The following is an 18,371-nucleotide window of genomic DNA, read 5'->3' on the forward strand; positions in this document are numbered from 1 at the left end:
GCACTCGTGGATGTATTTGTTCAATGCTGATCCGTTCTCCACACACCGGGGCGGATCGATAGAATGCCTCACTTGAGTCTACACCCCCATCGCCCGATCAGGTAGTCACTACATGCCCCATGCTGTGAAGCAGAATCCGTTGCGCCACGCGCATCGGAATGGGGACGTGGAAGCCGTTCCACATCAACGGCCTGACTACAAGCGCACCGCATTTGTTCGGTCGGTCGAATACAACGCGACGCCACTCCAGCGCACGCCCAGCCGTCCGTACGGCGCGTTCAACTCCTCCAGGAACTCGCTCGGAATCGCGTGGCCATCAATGTCGAGTTGAATGCCCGCCGCGCTGCGTGTGAGCCGAACCCGCCCACGCAGCGGCAAGCCCGCGATAAATTGCTCGCCTTGCGCGGCCCAGCCCCGTCCGTCGTGCAGCCACCTTGATAAGCTGGTTTCGGCGTCATTGATGCGCTGGATGAGCACCGCGCTCATATCAGTATCTTGACCTTTACCGCGATAGTCTACGACAGACAGATGCCCGCCCGCCGTAGACGCATCGAACTCGTAATCGAATTCAAGCCCGACTTCACTCGACTCCTTTGATTTCAGGTCGGACTGGATTATCAGACAAAGATGATCCGGGCCAACCTTTAACCCGCCATCGCCGCCAACTTCCGGCGTGCCAAAAACGACCTCGAACGACTTCCACGCCGCGCGCGACTGCTGTATGCGATTCGAGGCCAGAATGCGGCTCTGGGCCCGCTCCTTGTCGCGGTCACGCGCGAGGAGTGCCGCCGTCCCGGAAAACACGTGGCCATGATGTGCTTCATCGGGGACGTTCAGCAAGCGCACATCGTGCACGCCCCCATAGGGTCCGAGATGAATGAAATCGATCGGTTGCCATGTCTTCCGGTCGATCAACCACAGCCCGCTCATCGTCGCGCGCCGCATTTCCCGCGCCGATTTCTCGCTCTCGCCGACCAGCACGAAATCAGGCGTCGCAGCAACGCCGCGCGAATAGATCGGACGGCCGGACTCCCAAAGCACAGTGTTGGAATTCAGTTCGATCAGCGATCCGGATTCGCTATTGCAAGCGATACGCTGACCTTCGCCGGTCACCCAGATGTTGTGCAAGCCCGAGTGGTTCTTGACCGCCTCAATGCTCAGCAAATTCAGGTCGGGGTAACTGAACGTGACGAGCGCCGAGCCTTTGCTGTGACCGTGCGCGATCACATAGAGCACGCCGTCCGCCTCGAAAATGGAATTGAGGTGATCGCCGATGACACGATGTGTGTCCAGTCGATCCCAGCGCGCGGACGAAATCCGGGCCTCCTGAACAACATCGGGCCGCGCTAGGTCGAGCACGCAGATGGAGTTGCGGCCGGTGTTCGTGCAGATCACACGGCCATCGGAACCACACAGGATCTGATGCGGCTGCGAGAGGAAACCATGCGTCTGCCGGGCGCCTGCAGACAAAACGCCTACCTCGGATTGAGCGTAAGTCTCCACGTCGACGAGTTGAGCGTTATCGACGAGTGAATGCGTAAGAACGAGATCCTCGCTCCCCGGGAACCACGAGATGCCATAGTATTCTCCGCGATTCCACTCGAGCGCGGTCACACGTTTCGAATTTAGCTCAATCAACAACAGTGCGCGCGTCGACGAAACAAGCGCATATATTTCTTTCTCGGAACTGATCATTTATCTCTTCGGCACAAAGCGAGCATCAGGGGCTGAAACATGTCAGCACCCTCGAATGCTTGCAGAAACATTACCAAATTATAGGCAGTTTTCTTGTCATCGGGTCTTATCCATTGTTACTGGAAATTAACTCGGCTTGACTGGAGGAGTATTGTTTCGTGCGGCGCAAATCGACGCGCATGCTACCGGTCAGTCTGCCCATCTGAGCGATCTGGTTGCCAAGTTGGCCGCTGACGGGAGGCAATGAGGATCGTCCGTCGAATCGTGCGGCATAGATCCGTTCGTGGCTAAACAGGTCCTGCTGTCTATGGTGCCACCGGAAACGCCGCGGCCTTGCTGGTGGCAACAGTGGTACGATCAACGTTCCCAATTCACCGTCTCGGCGTGCTCGGAGGGAAGCGGGGTCACTCACACTCAGATCGTCGCAGACCGAGCGAGGCGCGCCGCAACGGGCGCACTCGACCGATTCGGTCTATAGGTATATTGCAATTGTCTCAGGACGGCACAAGCGGACCACTGGACAGACGCTGCGCAGCGGTCAGTGCAAGGTGCCTAAACCTGCCCTGCCGCTTCGCCAACGAAATTGCAAAAAGCATTCTCGTAGGCATCCAGCATAGTCGCGCGGCCGAAGCGCTCAAGCGCCATCTCGACAGATCTGCTCTTCAAACGCCGCAGCGTTTCCGGATGTTCAGACCATTCGAGCAGGAGTTCCGAGATTCGCTGTGTCTCCCCCGGCAAAGCGAGATCGCCGTTGCGCCCCACCTCGATCATCTCCGGCACGCCCCCTACCGGCGCCGCGATCACGGGCACGCCGCACGCGTTCGCTTCCATGACGATGTTGGGTCGTCCGTCGAACTTCGATGGCAGCACAAGTACGTCCAGGTTGTGCAGAGCATCAGGCGTATGCTCGACAAAACCTTTGTACTTGATGCGCGATCGCGCCTCGCTTTCCTCCACGCGTTGACGCACAAGATCGGCAATGCCGCCGCTGCCGTACATCTCGAACAACACGTTCGGCACGCGTTCGAAGAGTGCTTCGGCCATCGACACGAACCCTAGTGGGTTTTTTTCGTCTGACATGCGTCCAACGTAGCCGACGGTGAGCGGGCGTTTCACATCGCGCAGTTTCGCGGGCTGAAACACGTTGAGATCGACGCCGTTTGGCACGACAACCACGTTCGGGTCCTGCTTGAACGAGGAACGCTCAACGAAGCGACGCATGTACTCGCTCTCCACGATAACGCCGTCATAGCAGCTCTCGTAGAGAAAGTGGTTGATGGTGTGCCCGAATTCATTGTAAAGCGTGTCGACGAGGCGCACACCCGGCCGCCGTTCCTTGAGGTACGGCAACTGATGATAGAGATCGTCGGCGCCGATCTGCAAAACCAGATCGATGCCGCGACCGTCGATTTCCTTCAACAGCAGTTGCGGCCGCAGCGGATGATTCACGCCGATGAGGTCGATCGCGCATCCATCGGCGACGAAATCCTCCAGCGGATCCGGCTTGTAGACCGCCGAGGCGTCAGTGCAAAAGGCAATCGTTACTTCGAAGCCGCGTGCACGCATGGCGCGCATGACATTGATCGACAGTGCGCCCTGAACGAGAAAAGGAAGGAGTACGAGTATTTTCGGTTTGTTCATGATCCCGCAAGCGGAGGTTGACGGAAGATCCGACCGATTCCGGTCCACCTTGGAGTAGTCGATTGGACGAGATGAGCTACTCATGAAGCGTGTGCCGCGTTCAGGTATTCGCGCTCCCATGTCTGGCTGCGCTGTCGCCAATATTCGGCGGCGGCGACTTGCGCGGCCACTTCCTTGTGCAACGTCCGCACGTCCTGGTAAGGATCTGCGCCGTCGCTGAACAAGGCCATCGCGCGGCGTCCCGTCGTCGCCCATTCCGCATCATGGGTGGGATCGGAGAGCGCGGCCTTGAAGCTCGCAAAATCGCCGACTTCGGTCGCCTGCATCATCATGCCTATCAGCCGGTAGCGCTCGATGGGCAAAAGGCGGCTCAGTTCGTGATGCCGGCACACCCACGCCAGAATCCGCTGGATGGTCGGATACAGCGAGCGCCGTTCCGCAACCGGCACTAGGTTGCGCAACATGGCGTATGCGATCTCCAGCAGCGTACCGAGCGGATCGGCATGCGTCACGCCGCTCGAATGCAGCCGCAGATACGTGAGCTTTTCCGGCACCGTGGCTATGCCGCAGCCTTCGCGCAATGCACGCGTCCATAGCTCATAGTCGGGAGCCCGCGCCATGTTCGGATCATCCAGGCCGATGCGCATGTGCGCGGAACGCCGCATCATCACCGACGACCGGCACAGATTGTTCGTGCCGACCCACGTATCGACCCGGCCGAATTCGTGTGACTGGTTCACCGTGCCTTCCAGCACTTCGGCATTCGGATGCGGCGCGCCGTCGGCATCCAGAAACACGACGTAGCTACCGATGATGTCCAGATGCGGATTCTGCGCCGCGAACTCGAGCTGCGCCTCCGCCTTGTGGGGCGCGATCCAGTCGTCCGCGTCGAGGTTTACCAGCCACTCGCCCCGGGCTGCCGATACCGCGCGGTTATAGCTGCCCGCGCCGCCAAGATTCTTTTCATTGCAGAGCACCCGAATGCGCGGGTCCCGGAAGCTCCTCACGACTTCCACCGAATTGTCCTTCGAGCAATCGTCGACGACGACGATCTCGAAGTCCTGCACGGTCTGGCGCAGGATACTTCGGATCGTCTGGTCAATGTAGTGCTCGTAGTTGTAAGACAGAACGATGTACGACAGTAGCGGCGTATCGCTCATGGCAGGCACCGGGCGACTCGATCCAGATCGGTGTCGGAAAGGAGATTGTGGAAAGGTAGGCCGATCACGCGGGGCGAAACGGACTCTGTAGTCGACAGGTCGCCGCGAGGTACATCCGCGAACGCCGGATGTTTGTGGCAACCGAAGCCCCACCAGCGGCGCCATTCGACCTGCTCCTCATCGAGCCGTGCAATCGTCGCCTGCACCGCATCCTCCGGCACGATCACGTTAGGCGTCATCGTGAGCCAGGTCTCACCTATGCCTTCCTGCAAACGCGACCGCTTGTGTGCGCCGATACGCGTGCGGTAACCATCGGTTAGGCGCTGCAGTTCCACCAGCCGCGCGGGCAATGCATCAAGCACCGCCAGCCCGACCGCCCCGGCATATTCGGAGATACGGTAGTTGCCCGCACGAATGGCCGATACCCGCTCCGCACCGAGGAAACCGAAACCCGTCATGGCCGTGGCGCGCTCCGTCAGGCCCGTATCAGCACAAAGAATCGCGCCACCCTCACCGATGCCCAGCGCCTTCGTGGCGTGCAGGCTTACGCACATCGGCTGCTTGCCCACTTGCCTGATCGACGAGGCGGCAGCGGCCGCATCAAACACAACAGGGATGCCCGTTTCGTCTTCGAAGGCTCGCCAGGCGACCTGGTCGGGCGGGGCGCCGAACGCGCTCACGACCAGCACCGCTGCCGGTTGCTCGCCGAGATCGCGCAACGCCGCCTTCGCGATCTCAGGCGTCAGCGTGAGCGTGCGTTCAGACACGTCGAGCAGATAGGGTGTGAGGCCTGTGTTGCAAACGGCATGCGCGCTCGCGATGAACGTGTAAGAAGGCATCAGGCAGTAGCGGCGGTCCGGTATCGCCCGGATCCGAAGCGCCACTTCAATCGCCGTGGTGCCGTTGCTAGTGAACGTCACGCCCGCGGCTCCGGTCAGCTTGCCAAGTCGGTCGCGAAATTCGGTCGTGAGGGGACCATAGTTGCTGTAGGTTCGCTTCTCGTCGATGCGCCTGAGGTAGGGCAGGATCTCATCCGCCGAAGGCAGTTGGGGAATCAACACCTTGATCTTTTCGTTGCTCATTTTCACTCTGATATTCAATCAGGCGGGCGAGGTGCCCACTCTTCACATATTCACCAACCAGCCGCTCGGCACTTCCGTCGCGAGATGCTCACGCAAAACCGCCTTCCGCCCGTCATGCGTCCTTTGCTGGTTGTCTCCTGATAATTGGCCGCGCCGGAACTCCCACCACCGTGCTGCCCGGCTCGACGTTTCGGATCACCACGGCGCCCGCGCCTATAGTCGACCATGCACCCACGACGACGCCGGGCGCCACCACTGCGCCAACGCCGAGATTGGCGCCCTCTTCTATCGTCACCCTGCCGGCAAGCGAGACGCCGGGGCCAAGGCTCGCGAAGTCCCGAATTCTGCAGTCGTGCGAGATGTTGCAGCCGGGATTGATCAGCGCATGCCGGCCGACTGCAATATCGGTTGTCATGCTCACTCGGCCGATGACCATGGCGCCCGGCGAAATGTCGACATACGGACCAATGGTCGCGGCGGGATGAACAACGCACGCATATTCGGCACGCGGCCCCAGCGTCTGCACCAGCTTGCGGCGCGCTTCGTTGACGCCCACCGCCAGCACATAGCGAGCGTCACCTTGCGCGCCTTCGCCGCGGGCGATCTCGTGCACCGCGACGCCATGAACAGATTCCCTGATGAGTCCCGGTTCCACTAGAAAGCACAGTATTTCCTCGCCGAGCACGGAGAGCGCTGCGAATACTTCGCGGCCGAGCGCACCGGCGCCGACGATCCTGACCGGCTTCATCTCAACCCTCTAGGTCCGACGCCGAAGGCGTACCAAGATGACCGGGCGCATCGGCGATCAGCGCGTCGAACGCGCCGGCGTAAGCATTCAACATGACATTCATGTCGAATCGCTGTTCCGCGTAGCTGCGCGCCTTGCGCTTGAATTCGCCCAGCATACGCGGATTTACAACGAGCTCGTTCACGCGGTTCGCAAACGCCGCGTAATCGCCCGGCTCGCACAGATAGCCTACAACGCCGTCTTCCACCATCTCCGGCAATGCGCCGACGCGCGAAGCGACCACTGCCATGCCGCTGGCGAGCGCCTCCATGACGGCATTCGGCCTGCCGTCATGGCGCGACGGCAGGAGGAGCACGTCACAGGCTTGCATATATGGTTTCACGTCCTCGACCGGCCCGACAATGATGAACTTGTCGTTCGCCAGCCCCGCCTGCTGCACCGCATTGCGCACCTGGCTTTCCATGGGTCCCGTACCGAGCATGATGAAAGTAACGGGTAGATCGGCCGGCATCCTTTTCGCGATCTCAGCCACGGCGAGCGGGTCCTTCTCTTCCGACCAGCGCCCCGAGAATCCGACGACGACTGCACCCTTGGGAACACCGAGCTCGGCAAGAAAGGCCTCGTCCCTAGGGGCGGGATGAAAAGCTTCAAGATCCACTCCGCTCGTGATGAGTCGGATGCGAGCTGGCGACTCTCCCGCGTCGATCAGCCAGTGACGAACCTCGTTGTTCTCGACGAAATGTTTGTCGATGAGGCTCGCATAGCGCCGGTTGTTCGCCGTGTGGCCCACGGTATTAAAGAGCAGATCCGTGACCTTCAGATTGGGAAACCGGTGCTTCAGCGCGGGCAAATAATCATAGAAGAAGATGCTGCCGGCGTTCCACACGACGGAAATTTCGCGACTCTCAAAGAGATAGTCGACAAAATCCATCCAACGATCCTGCGTCAGGAAGCGCGGCAGATGATAGATTTCGCTCGTGTACGGCTGAAACCACTTGGTCGTGTCGCCGTGAATGGCGTCTACGGCCACGGTGGACACGATAATGACACGCCACCCCCGCTTCTTGAGGTGCCCGACGATCTTGCTCAAGAGACGCTCTGCGCCGCCGAGAATGAGACATGGCACCGTCAGCATAATGGTCGGACGGCTTTCGTCGGCCAATGGCACGCGCAAGAGGTTGCGCAGCGGGTTCGGCGAGCGTCGCACCATCGTGCTGCGTTGACGCGAGCAAGCGAGGGAATCGGACGAAAGCACATCCGCGTTGAACTTGCTGATGTAGTGCGCTTGTGTCTCGTTGTCGATTACAGCGTCGCTGTTGCTCAAGGTGCTGCCATGCGAGCGATAGAACAGAAGCGGCTCGTGGAAGTTGAGAAACCGTGCGCCCAGCGCGGCAAGTCGCGCCCAGAAGAGCCAGTCTTCGTGAATATGTCCGTATGCCGGATCCGAATCGCGAAAGCCACCTGCCGCCTTCCATAGCGCGCGTGGATAGACCGAGCACGTCAAGATGGAATTGGCCTTGAGCAGCGTGGCGAGATCCGGCTGATCCGCCGGCGAGAATACGTCCGCGCGTTCGCCGAAATACTTCATTCCCGGCGAAACGACGTCGTAACCGTAATATTCAAGCAGAAAGATGGCCTTCTCGAGGAACGTGGGATCGAGACGGTCGTCCGCGTCGAGACAGCAGACGTACTTGCCGCGCGCATGGCTAATGCCGAAGTTGCGGTTCGCGCCCGCACGCTGCGCTTTGTCCTGCAGGAGCACGCGTATGCGGACTGACGCGTCCTCGATCAGCGACACGAAATGCTGCCGCGACTGCGCCGAACTCGAGCCGCCCTCAACGACGATGATCTCGATGTCCTGAAAGGTTTGTGCTTCCACCGAAGCAATCGCCTCGCGCACGAGATGGCCGTAGTTGAAGCACGGAATCACGATGCTCACGAGCGGCCGCTCCTGCAGCCAAACGTCGCCGCGTACATCACTTTCCAGCTCAGGATGAAATCCCTCAGTGGGCAGCAGCCTGACCTCCGGACGTTCGACCGGAACCGCCTCACGGGCCGCGGCAGCCTGTTCCTCGGCAAATACCAGCCGGCGGCGCTTCACTTCGCGCAGGTTGGCGCGCAGCTTGAGCTTGGCGCTCCACCAAACAATGCGCGCGAATTGCCTCACCCTGCGCGCGGCCTGCGGATGGCGTACGAGGAAGTTGCGTAATGGCGACGTGGCGCGCCAGAACAAACTGTTGCGCATTGCCTCGTAGTCACCATAGATGGTCAGGAGTCGGTGCTCCGCCTGAATCGCTCGAAGCTCGGCACCATTCGCTCTTGCCTCAAAGATCGCGGACTTTTCCATCTCATAGACAACGGCTTGGTTCGCCTGCGCCGCGTTCAGCTTGCCGTCCCGCATGGTGACATCAAGCTTGGTCACGAGTCGCCGAGTCTGCGTCTCCAGTTGCTCCGATTTCTTTCGCCACGACTGCTCCCAGCGCAGGGCCCGATCGAATTGCTCGTCGCGACTCGCCTTGAGCGCCTCGATCTGCCCGGCATCATCGTGCAGTTGCTGCAGGTCGGATGCCCACAGCCGCGCGACCTCCGCGAGGAGCGCGCCGGTGACGTCGGCCCGGTTCAAGCATTCGAAATCGCGAACGACCGCTGCGTTAGCATACCGAAGATGGCTCAGATTGAAATACAGCCGCGCCAGCCGCTCCTCGCGCGGCAGGCTAGCGTCTGGATCGAGCAGTTTGTCGAACAAAGCCTGCAGGTGTTCAGCGCGCGCGGCATTCCTCGTGAGAAAGCCAACGAAAACCGGTGCGTAGCCAGACTCCGGCAAATCCGCGCCGACCAATTGACATCCATGCTCGTCTGCGACACGGCGAAGACATGCTTCTGTTGGATAGAAGCGCTGCAATGGCGCGGGCGTGCCGCCTTTTACCGCGCGCAGCGTGGGAATTTCCAACAGAGCGAAACCATTCGGCGCAATGCTGTCGACCAGTTGCCTGAACGTTTTGCGGAAATCTTCGGCATGCTCAAGCACGCCTACGCAAACGACCATCTCGCGCTGACCGCTCGCTCGGGTGGCGTGGCTCGTCACGGCCTGCCGCTTCTCGATGACCTGCTGGTCCGTGTCTCCGGACCTGCCGGCTGCGCCGAGACCCGAGCTCGCCGACGATTGCGCGGCGAACCGGCCTGACCCTGGCGCGGCACCGCCCGCACGCGCCATATCGAATACATCATCGAGCACTTGACCGCTCTGTCCGCTGGCGAGCATCAGGACGCAGTTGATCCATTCGGCACGCGGCCTGGCCGCGCGATCTTCCGCGTTTGTCTCGACGCCGCCTGAAACGCCGAGTCCGCAACTGCGGCACTGCATGACCGGTACGCCATCACTCCTGACGGCAAACAGGACAAGTTGCTGGCCTTCACAGTCGGCACAAGAAGAATAATTATTTGTCGACTGACTCATAGTGTTTCGTTGAACCGAATTGGAACGGAGACGCACAGAGCGCCTTTTCCCTATGCACGCGGCCGCCTGAAGCCTAGGTGGTACGCTGCGCCGCAACGTCGAACCTCGCACGCGATGCGAGTCCGTTCGAGCATTGCCAGCACGAAGGGCTTGAAGTAAGCGCAGCCTTTCTCGCAGTGAGTTCCGTGCAGGCTTGTCGGTACCGTACCGCGCGGCGGGCCGGCATGCGTGATTTTCCCTAACAAACTCGAATCACGCTACCGGACTACATGCTGAGGGCGTTAGCCCTCTCGGCTCTGGCTGAAAACTGCCCGACTTCGAGGGGTCACATCAGTTTAGCGAGCCGTTTTAAACCCACATTGCAAATCTAGCATGTGAACGGAAACCGTGGCAGGTCATTATGCTACTAGACACTTGCTAGGTTATTCCAAGTTTGTGTCAAAACAGTCATGCTGCATTTTCTTGTTGTTGACATGGCAAAACGCGCGTGTCAATTTTACCTCAAACACCACTCGATCCGGTCGAAATGCCTCACCACGAAGGTTTCCATTTTCCTTGTCGATTGAGAAGGCCATCGCGCAATCCAACCATCATGCATCTCAATCGCCGCAACCGGGGCGCCTGCGTCGCAACGAAAAAGACAATTGACGCTACGAGCCGCATTGAGAGAAATAAACGCCAACCGAACGACATATGGGCCGAGCGCAAAATAAGCAGCGTATTGCGGCACATGTAGTAGTCGCGTAAGGGTGAATGAACGAAGATCTCCCGCTTTCGTCCAACCCACACCGCCACGACTTCATCACCCAACGAGTGAATCAAACGCGCGTTGCACACGCCAAAGAGGGCGTATCCCGCCGCCTTGGCACGCAAGCACCATTCTGTATCGACGTGATCGATAAACAGCGCTTCGTCCATTCCACCAATTTCTTCGAACGTGTCGACACGGACGAGCGTACCGGACGATATGAGGAAATCGACGTCCAGTTGAGCACATCCGGGCTGGCATGGAATCCGTTTGACGAACAGATTGCTCGAACTGACAAAACGCCCCGTGGTTCCGGTGCGGTTATCCACGATCGCAGGACCGACAGCGCCAACGCGAACGCCTTGGTCTCGCATGCGGAGATCCGCGGCCAGCAGCAGGTCGACCATGCTCGTTTCTGGAATGCTGTCGTGATCGAGAAATAGCACGTAGCGGTCACCGGCGGACGAATTGCTTTCCCGCCTCGTGACAGCAGCAAAACCCCAATTCTGCGCGGCCCCGATGCCCAGATTCTCCGTGAGTGACTCGAAGCGGCAAGCGTACTCGTGAGCCAGTTGTGCAATCTGCTCCGCCCCGGTTGCGGCAGAAGCATTGTCCACGAGGACGATCTCCTCCACCTGCGCCTGCAACGCCTCGATCATCTTTCGAAGCGTCGCTATCTCGGGATTGAACGTGACGATCACGGCAGCGACGGAGGGCCGCGGCGCGCAAACGCCGTTACTTGCAGCGCAAGACATTGAACTCATCGGCCACGCCCACCGCTGAGGCGGCGGGCAAGCCCGCCCGCTCGCCGCCGAACACCCGCCATTCGCACGAGAACACGAATCCGTGTTTGAGCAAACCAGCGCCGTGCCCGGATTGTCGCAATGGTTCCCGGGGACGCGGTTTCACAAGGATCCGATGTCGAGTGATCTCGGGCAAAATTCTCCAAGAATATTTGCCACTGCTCCGCCACTATGGATTGGGCGTAGTTCGTCTTGATATCTTCATACGCTGCTTCAGCAATTCGCGTTCGAAGTTCACTGTCTACGACCAGTCTTTCGAGCGCATCGTACCAGGCGTCGACACTGTGACTGACGAGCAGCCCTGTTTCGCCGTCGACAACGCACTCCACATAGGGTGACGTTTTCGTATATATACCGGCGATTTTCAGCGCGCCGTACTCCCTGTACTTGTTATTCGTCTTGTATAGGTTCGCGGTTGAGCCGGCCATCGGCGCAAGGCCGATATCGAGTTGATGCGAAGCCTTCATCCTGATGAAGCCCGAATAACTGGCGACGTGCGGCACATACGTCACCCGCTCCGAGCCAACCAATTCGGGCGGACAATACCCAAAGAACGTCAGCGTCACGTTGCGATACCTGTCGCGGAGGCGCATTAGCGCGGGAAGAATTTCCACGAAGTCGTCTGCCCGGGTGATGCTGCCGGCAAATCCAACACGCACTTCCCCAGTCGGCTTGCCGAGCTGTTGCATTTTTTCGATCAGCGAAAAATCAAACGGCGCATTCAGAAATGTGACGTTCGCCCGTGGATAGCGGTCTTTGATGTACTGACCAAGACGTGGCGCATTAACAATCACTGTCCTGGCGTCCGTGATCGACACGTCGAGCGTGTGCCGGACCGGCGCACTTTGATAAAACTGCGCCAGCGGCGTATCCCCCTTCAACTCCCAGAAATTGTCGTCCACGTAGTATGCGAACGGCACATTGTGCGTCTTCATCCACTCGATCATGGGCAGCGAGGCCGGGCTTGCTGTCCGGCTCAGGATCACGATGCCGCCGTCGAACAGCGTGCTTGGCGTGAACTCGGAGAGCAGTAGTTTTTCCACCTTCCCACGCGAGCCGACAGCTTCGGCGAGCAGCCGCTCAATGATCTGATTCGTCGGGATGTCACCTTCGGTCACCAGCTTGACGTCGAGCGACGGCGCCGCGCTCGTGCCACGGGCTAATTGCAATGCCGCCGTCTGCGAACGCGCGAATTTGGCGCTGGCGGGCAACAGTTCCATGAACGGCGTCGGCACGGCATAGGACATCCCAAAGCGTCGCCGGTTGATGATTTCGTATACGTAGACCGGCACGGTTGTGCGGCTGCGCAGCCGCACCCGCCAGCGCCCGGCCTCCTGCATCACGACCGGGTCGAACGTGAAATGCACCGGCTGGTTCAGATCGACTCGACTGAGTTCGCGTGCCGCACGAGCAACCTTCTCACCGCTCGACGAAATCAACTCCACCACGACCGAGCCGTTGCGGGGTCCATCCACGGCCAGCGCAAAAGCGATTCCGCCCAGCGAGCCAGCGGGCAGCGTGACATCGTACTCACGCGCCGCGAGCGTATGGAGGCTGTCGCTGAATTCAAGCGTGCCGCCGGGACGGCGCCAACCGTACTTCAGTGCATCTCGTTGAAGCGCGTGGAATGCGGGGCCACAACTATCCCAAAGGTCGGATGGCCGCGAAAGAATCCGGTGCCGCCACGAATAGCGACGCATGTGGCGCATCGCAGACAGTTCGTCCGCACCTCGGAGCCACGACTCATCGCTGCCCTGATGCCGCGCTCGGCCTGTCTCGTCGCCGGTCGATGCCAGGGCGCGTAGGCGCCTGAACTGGAGTGGCCAGGACGCCATGCCGCCGGAAGATGCCATCACTTCATGAAGCACGCGGACGTTGACTTCCCCCGAAAATTCATTGGCGCAAAAGTCGCGATTGCGCTCCTTCACGCCGGCGACGTCCACATGACCGTCGACGATGTGCCGCAAGACGCGATACCAGCCATCACGCTCGAATGGTTGATCGACGATGAGCGCAACCGAGCCGTCCTCGATATCAACGTAGGGGGCGATCGCCGGCAGCACCGCAACCGCACCCACAAGGTGCGCCGTCAGCAAAGGGTGAAGCGTCTTGTACCTGTTGTTGGGTGTCTTGCTCGGCGCCAGCAGCAAGTACCAGGGAGACAGGGAAGCGAAGCGGCGGAGCGCGAAAATATAGCCAGGGTCCCACGGCAGCAGCGTCACGCGGATCGATGCCGGCAACGCATCCAGCAACTTGCTGTCACTTTTCATGCCCGGCGCGATGAAGTGGATTCGCTGCCCTTCCGACGCAATTTGCGCCAACGCCGGCAGGATCAGTTCCCAGACAGCCTGGGATCGGTGCAAGCCGCCCATGAAGGCGAACACGATCTCGTTAGTCTGTTCAGGCCGCCGCAGCGCCTCGAACCGGCTTCTGACCTGATCTTGTGTCGCGCAGACAACCGGAAAATGCAGTAGCCGCGGATGCAGATCATGTTGCCGGAAATACTCGATCAAATGCAAACTGCTTAACAGTACGCCATCGAACTGCTTAAGACTCTCCCGCAGTGATTCCGTACGAAAGTCCTCGCCCACCATGACCGCCTCTCCCGTCTCGGCAAGCAGCGGCATGTTGTCATCGAGAAAATAGTAGACGGGAACACCGAGTACGCGCGCGGTATCGATCCAGACCTGGTACGAGCGCACCGCGCGAGACACAATCACGGCCGTCGCCCGTGCCAACGCTTCGAGAGGAGGATTCGGTGTATTGGAAACGACACGAATCCGTTGCGCCAATGGCGGCGGTAACATGTCGAAGTAAAGCGCCGTCGATGCGTCATACTGAACGTTTACGATCAGCAGGTAACCGTCGGCATCCGCTTGTGCGTCCAGCGGCGTGACGGCCTGGAGCATGCGCTGGCCCAGCCGTCGGCTGGCAAGATCAGCGCACACTTCGCGGGTAGCGGCGCCGTGAGTCGGATCGGGCGCGTCGACATCGTAGTCGCCGACACACTTGAGCTTCAAACGGCTATTGCGCGGTGTGCGCATCCATTCTTCGGCTGCCCAAAGATCAATATCGGCCGCTTCCGCTTGCAAATCCTCGACATCGCAAACGCCAACGGCCAGATCCAGCGGCTTCATTTCGAAGCACTCGGAAATGCGACGCCACAGATCCCATTCCGCGCAGTTCGCCATCACCACGTGAGGATCGACGAACCCGACTGAGTCGATAGCGTGCCGCGGAATCAGCACGGCATTTCGAGCTATAAAATTGCTGACGCGCAACTCGACCATCGACTTGCCACGCTGCACATGTTGCCCGAGGACCTGGACCGCGCCCGAGTCGTCGCGTTCGACAACTTCGACATAGCCAAAACCGATCGACTCAGGATCCTGTTGCGCCTGAAACAACAATTCGCCGAGCGCGTCGGGGTTGAAATGGTCGATTTCCCGAGCAAGAAGGACCAAAGGTGCGCGAGCATGCTGAATGGCCTCAATCCACCCCAACGCCGGCAAACCAACCACATGTTGATGTCGTAGCACCCCCATGCGAGGACTGCCTTTTTGGGCAGCGTCAAGCCAGCGCGACACCTGCTCATCGCAGGTGTCGTCGACGACAATGATCTGAATGGCTTGGATCAGTTGCGCATGCAACGATTCGACGGCACGTGCGAGTTTCAGGACATCGCGTTTGCCGACGTACAGCAGTACCGACAGATCAGGCGTCGTAGCGTCTGATTCGGCAAACCCTTGAGTGCCACGGATTACCGTTTCGACCTTCATTCATTTTCCTTCGACACACCCTGAACCATATCCAGGATACGCACGCGACGAACGTCGGCGTGCCAGCGCAGTCACTGCCCGGCCTTGCTCTCGTACTCCGCTAGCACACGCTTGGCCGGGCCATCCATCACCACTTCGCCCTTGCGCAACCAGATGACGCGCTCGCAGAACGATTCGAGCATCTCAAGACTGTGGCTCGAGAACACAAGAATCTTCCCTTGCTCCATGAACTCGTGCATGCGTCGCTTGGCCTTGTTGGCAAACTGCACGTCACCGGCGCCCATGACTTCGTCAAGCAGCAGGATTTCGGGGTTGATCGCCGTCGATACGGAAAACGCGAGGCGAATAAACATACCGGCCGAGTAGGTCTTCACCGGATAATCGAGAAACTCTCCAAGCTCGGAGAACTCGCCGATCTGCTGGATCCGCTCCTCTACCTCTGTCGGCGTGAGTCCGAGCAGCATGCCGCGAATGCGGATGTTGTCCCAGCCCGTCTGGGTCATCTCGAACCCCGTCGCGAGTTCGAACATCGCCGAGACGTGCCCGCTAATGCGCGCTTCACCCGACGTCGGCGGATAAATGCCGGCCATTACTTTCAGGATCGTACTTTTGCCGGCGCCATTGAGGCCGATCAAGCCAACGCGCTCGCCGTGCTCGATCTCCAGCGACACCCCCTTGAGTGCGTGCACGACGCGACGCTCGCTTGTTTGCTTGTTACGCCGCAAGGCATTGGCCAGCGCCGATTTCAAGCTATCCTGCCGAGCGGATACGTCGAAACGCACACCCACGTCGCGCAGGCTAATCTTCAATTCTTGTGTCATAGCACGTACACGATCCGTTGCGACATCTTCTTGACGACGAGCGCCGCGATAAGCCCCATCACCACGCAATAGCCAAGGGCGACATAGATGACCTCAGCCGGCGGCGCGTCGCTATTGAGCAGCGGATAGCGAATGAGCTCCAGCAGGTAATACAGCGGATTGAACATGTAGACGAAAGCCATCCCGCGTTCCTTCAGCATCGTCACGGTGAAGATTACCGGTGTCAAATAAAACGCAATCTGGATCACGCTGCCGAGCAAGTGCGGCAGATCGCGAAACCGCACGCCTATGTGCGCGACGATTACGAGATGAAAGAAGTTGATCAACAGGAACAGCACGAAGCACGGCAGCACCCAGAGCGCACCCCATCCAATCGGACGCTGGTACAACGCCATGCACACGAAGAACACTAGGATGCCTACTAAAAAGATGACGACGAACGGCACCATCGCCCTGTAGAGATAGATGGTCTTCGGAAACGGAAATTGCTTGATGTAGCCTTCTGCGACGATGAATGCATTGGCCCCTTCCACGAGGGACGAGCCAATGAAAGCCCACACCACCAGACCCAGCGTGAGGAACGGCAGGAACTCGTTCATTGGCTGATGGAAGAGACGTCCGTAGATCAGGCCAATCGAGGCGATGATCGCGGCCAGATTAATGAGAATCCACGCAGGACCCAGAACCGAACTCCGGAAACGGCTCTTGACGTCCTGGAGTCCCATGTGAACCCAGACCCGCCAGAGCTTTGCAGCGCTGACAAACTCCGCCAGAGACGGACGAGCGCTGGCGCTGTTATACGTGATCATTGATGCTTCGCTCCATTGTGATCATGCCGTCGGCGCGCGAGACCTCGGTGAAACCTAGCTGCACATAGAGGCGCCGGGCGTGCTCGTTGGTGTCGCGCACCAGCAGGTACACCGACGCCAGTCCGAGCGCTTCGCGCGCAAACCTCATCAGCGCCTCGATCCCCCGGCGCATCAACCCCTGCCCCTTGAATTCCGGCGCGACTACAAAGCGCCCGATCTCAGCCTTGCTCGCCCCGGCGTCGATCCCATAGATCGCCACCTGGCCGATACGCGAGTGCGTCGCCGCATCTTCGACGATGAATACCAGATCGTCCGCTTTGTCGAGGTAACGCGTGAACCAGCCGGCGTGCTGATCCCACTGAAGCACGTCGGCGGTGCCGAATTGCTGACGCGCGCCGTCCCGGTTGCGCCATGCGAGCGTGGACGGCAGATCAGCCTCGTCGAGCAGCCTCAACTGGAGATTGCCAGTTACAAACGGCGGATAGGCTTGCTTCATGCCGCGGCGTAGCGACTCACGAGGCTCGCTACCAGCTCGACATCCTTGCGCGTAACACCCATGTGCATTGGCAGCGACAGGATTTCTTTGCTGGCCTGATGCGACTTCGGGCACTGACCCTTGCCGTGTGCGTACATCCGGTACTCAGTGTTATCGCGGTAATGCACGCCCGGATAGACTTCGTGCTCGTTCAGCGCGAGCATCAATTCGTCGCGATTCTTGACACGAATCTGGAACAGATGGCGTGACGATTCGCAACCCTTGGTGATCGGCACGAGACGCACGTTGGCGTGACCGCCCAGCAACTCTTCGTACCAGCTCGCCAATTGGCGGCGATACGAGTTGTCGTTGTCCAGATACTTGAGCTGCACAAGACCAATAGCGGCCATGATCGAGTTGCCGTGATACTTGAACCCGACTTCCTCGACGTCGTACATCCACTTGTACGCGCCTTGCGAAGCCGTACGCGCGTACGTGTCCTTGTTGATGCCGAGCCAGCTCATCTTGCGTGCGCGCGCATCGTCTTCCGCGTCGCGGAAGCAGATCATGCCCGAGTCAGCCGTCGGCAAGTTCTTGACTGCCTGGAAGCTGAACACTGTCACGTCCGCATCATGGCCGACATGCTTGCCATGGAAGCGCGTGCCCGACATATGCGCCGCGTCGAGAATCAGTGCGAGGCCGCGGTCGCGACACAACTTCAGCACGCGCTCATACTGGCCGACATTGCCGCCGACACCGACATAGATCACTGCGCGCGTACGATCGGTAATGCTCGCTTCGATGCTTTCCGGATCCAGACAGAGCGAATCGTCGACGTCGGCGAACACCGGTGAGAGTCGCGAATAAAGAATCGCGTGATTCGACGACACGAAGGTCAGCGGGGTCGTGATGACTTCGTCGCCATCGACCCAGTTGTGCTTGGTCTTCAGGAGTTCAAAGGCCAGGTGCAAGCCAACGGTGTTCGAGCTCAGAAAGTGCGCATTCGGTAAGCCCGTGTAGGCCTTCCATGCTTCTTCGAACTGATTGGTCTTGAAACCAAGTCCGGTCCAGCCCTTCTCGAGGCACTCCTTGATTTCGTCGAGGCATTCTTGAATGCGGAAATTTGGTACGAATAGCTGAATTGCCATGAAAG

General features: G+C 59.5%; 15 protein-coding genes. 3 read left to right on the plus strand and 12 right to left on the minus strand.

What is annotated here, in order from left to right:
- Positions 1-195: 195 nt before the first annotated feature.
- The 8 genes from KHO31_RS09870 to KHO31_RS09905 form a co-directional block, all read right to left on the minus strand.
- Entirely contained in the window at positions 196-1,695 is a 1,500-nt protein-coding gene (locus KHO31_RS09870) for a hypothetical protein (RefSeq protein WP_211623169.1), read from the minus strand.
- Positions 1,696-2,247: 552 nt separating this feature from the next.
- Positions 2,248-3,336, minus strand: a complete 1,089-nt coding sequence (locus KHO31_RS09875; protein WP_211623170.1) for a glycosyltransferase family 4 protein — start codon at positions 3,334-3,336, stop codon at positions 2,248-2,250.
- Between the two features lie 80 nt (positions 3,337-3,416).
- Positions 3,417-4,496 (minus strand): glycosyltransferase family 2 protein, encoded by a 1,080-nt coding sequence (locus tag KHO31_RS09880; RefSeq protein ID WP_211623171.1) that lies wholly within the window; start codon positions 4,494-4,496, stop codon positions 3,417-3,419.
- Positions 4,493-5,578 (minus strand): DegT/DnrJ/EryC1/StrS family aminotransferase, encoded by a 1,086-nt coding sequence (locus KHO31_RS09885; protein ID WP_211623172.1) that lies wholly within the window; start codon positions 5,576-5,578, stop codon positions 4,493-4,495. The genes KHO31_RS09880 and KHO31_RS09885 overlap by 4 nt, the downstream gene beginning before the upstream one ends.
- Positions 5,579-5,690: 112 nt before the next feature.
- Positions 5,691-6,326 (minus strand): NeuD/PglB/VioB family sugar acetyltransferase, encoded by a 636-nt coding sequence (locus KHO31_RS09890; protein ID WP_211623173.1) that lies wholly within the window; start codon positions 6,324-6,326, stop codon positions 5,691-5,693.
- Position 6,327: 1 nt separating this feature from the next.
- Entirely contained in the window at positions 6,328-9,783 is a 3,456-nt protein-coding gene (locus KHO31_RS09895) for a glycosyltransferase (protein ID WP_211623174.1), read from the minus strand.
- Positions 9,784-10,314: 531 nt separating this feature from the next.
- Positions 10,315-11,232: a rhamnosyltransferase gene (locus tag KHO31_RS09900; RefSeq protein ID WP_211623176.1), complete on the minus strand. Its 918-nt coding sequence runs from the start codon at positions 11,230-11,232 to the stop codon at positions 10,315-10,317.
- A 59-nt stretch (positions 11,233-11,291) separates the two neighbouring features.
- Positions 11,292-13,961: a glycosyltransferase gene (locus tag KHO31_RS09905; RefSeq protein ID WP_211623178.1), complete on the minus strand. Its 2,670-nt coding sequence runs from the start codon at positions 13,959-13,961 to the stop codon at positions 11,292-11,294.
- Between the two features lie 249 nt (positions 13,962-14,210).
- Between KHO31_RS09905 and KHO31_RS09910 the strand changes: the two genes are divergently transcribed.
- Genes KHO31_RS09910 through KHO31_RS09920 form a run of 3 tightly spaced genes read left to right on the plus strand, consistent with a single transcriptional unit; the run spans position 14,211 to position 15,068 of the window.
- Positions 14,211-14,555, plus strand: a complete 345-nt coding sequence (locus tag KHO31_RS09910) for a hypothetical protein (protein ID WP_211623180.1) — start codon at positions 14,211-14,213, stop codon at positions 14,553-14,555.
- A 9-nt stretch (positions 14,556-14,564) separates the two neighbouring features.
- Entirely contained in the window at positions 14,565-14,870 is a 306-nt protein-coding gene (locus KHO31_RS09915; protein WP_211623181.1) for a hypothetical protein, read from the plus strand.
- A gap of 24 nt (positions 14,871-14,894) precedes the next feature.
- Positions 14,895-15,068, plus strand: a complete 174-nt coding sequence (locus KHO31_RS09920) for a hypothetical protein (RefSeq protein ID WP_211623183.1) — start codon at positions 14,895-14,897, stop codon at positions 15,066-15,068.
- Between the two features lie 116 nt (positions 15,069-15,184).
- On the opposite strand, the gene KHO31_RS09925 is transcribed toward KHO31_RS09920, so the two are convergent.
- The 4 genes from KHO31_RS09925 to KHO31_RS09940 are packed head-to-tail and all read right to left on the minus strand — an operon-like array spanning position 15,185 to position 18,366.
- Positions 15,185-15,934, minus strand: a complete 750-nt coding sequence (locus KHO31_RS09925; RefSeq protein ID WP_211623185.1) for an ABC transporter ATP-binding protein — start codon at positions 15,932-15,934, stop codon at positions 15,185-15,187.
- The gene (locus KHO31_RS09930) at positions 15,931-16,743 is read right to left on the minus strand and encodes an ABC transporter permease (protein ID WP_211623187.1); all 813 of its coding nucleotides are present in this window, start codon (positions 16,741-16,743) and stop codon (positions 15,931-15,933) included. Before KHO31_RS09930 ends, KHO31_RS09925 begins: the two co-directional genes overlap by 4 nt.
- A complete protein-coding gene (locus tag KHO31_RS09935; protein ID WP_211623188.1) occupies positions 16,730-17,239 on the minus strand; it encodes a GNAT family N-acetyltransferase in 510 nt (169 codons plus the stop codon). Before KHO31_RS09935 ends, KHO31_RS09930 begins: the two co-directional genes overlap by 14 nt.
- Positions 17,236-18,366 carry a DegT/DnrJ/EryC1/StrS family aminotransferase gene (locus KHO31_RS09940; protein ID WP_211623189.1) on the minus strand — a complete coding sequence of 377 codons (1,131 nt, stop codon included), beginning with the start codon at positions 18,364-18,366 and terminating at the stop codon, positions 17,236-17,238. The genes KHO31_RS09935 and KHO31_RS09940 overlap by 4 nt, the downstream gene beginning before the upstream one ends.
- Between the last annotated feature and the right edge of the window lie 5 nt (positions 18,367-18,371).

The sequence above is a fragment of the Paraburkholderia domus genome (genome assembly GCF_905220705.1).
Lineage (GTDB): Bacteria > Pseudomonadota > Gammaproteobacteria > Burkholderiales > Burkholderiaceae > Paraburkholderia > Paraburkholderia domus.

Coding starts and splice junctions, on each gene's coding strand:
- KHO31_RS09870 (WP_211623169.1), bottom strand. CDS start 1,695: ATGATCAGTTCCGAGAAAGAAATATATGCGCTTGTTTCGTCGACGCGC.
- KHO31_RS09875 (WP_211623170.1), bottom strand. CDS start 3,336: ATGAACAAACCGAAAATACTCGTACTCCTTCCTTTTCTCGTTCAGGGC.
- KHO31_RS09880 (WP_211623171.1), bottom strand. CDS start 4,496: ATGAGCGATACGCCGCTACTGTCGTACATCGTTCTGTCTTACAACTAC.
- KHO31_RS09885 (WP_211623172.1), bottom strand. CDS start 5,578: ATGAGCAACGAAAAGATCAAGGTGTTGATTCCCCAACTGCCTTCGGCG.
- KHO31_RS09890 (WP_211623173.1), bottom strand. CDS start 6,326: ATGAAGCCGGTCAGGATCGTCGGCGCCGGTGCGCTCGGCCGCGAAGTA.
- KHO31_RS09895 (WP_211623174.1), bottom strand. CDS start 9,783: ATGAGTCAGTCGACAAATAATTATTCTTCTTGTGCCGACTGTGAAGGC.
- KHO31_RS09905 (WP_211623178.1), bottom strand. CDS start 13,961: ATGCCGCTGCTTGCCGAGACGGGAGAGGCGGTCATGGTGGGCGAGGAC.
- KHO31_RS09925 (WP_211623185.1), bottom strand. CDS start 15,934: ATGACACAAGAATTGAAGATTAGCCTGCGCGACGTGGGTGTGCGTTTC.
- KHO31_RS09930 (WP_211623187.1), bottom strand. CDS start 16,743: ATGATCACGTATAACAGCGCCAGCGCTCGTCCGTCTCTGGCGGAGTTT.
- KHO31_RS09935 (WP_211623188.1), bottom strand. CDS start 17,239: ATGAAGCAAGCCTATCCGCCGTTTGTAACTGGCAATCTCCAGTTGAGG.
- KHO31_RS09940 (WP_211623189.1), bottom strand. CDS start 18,366: ATGGCAATTCAGCTATTCGTACCAAATTTCCGCATTCAAGAATGCCTC.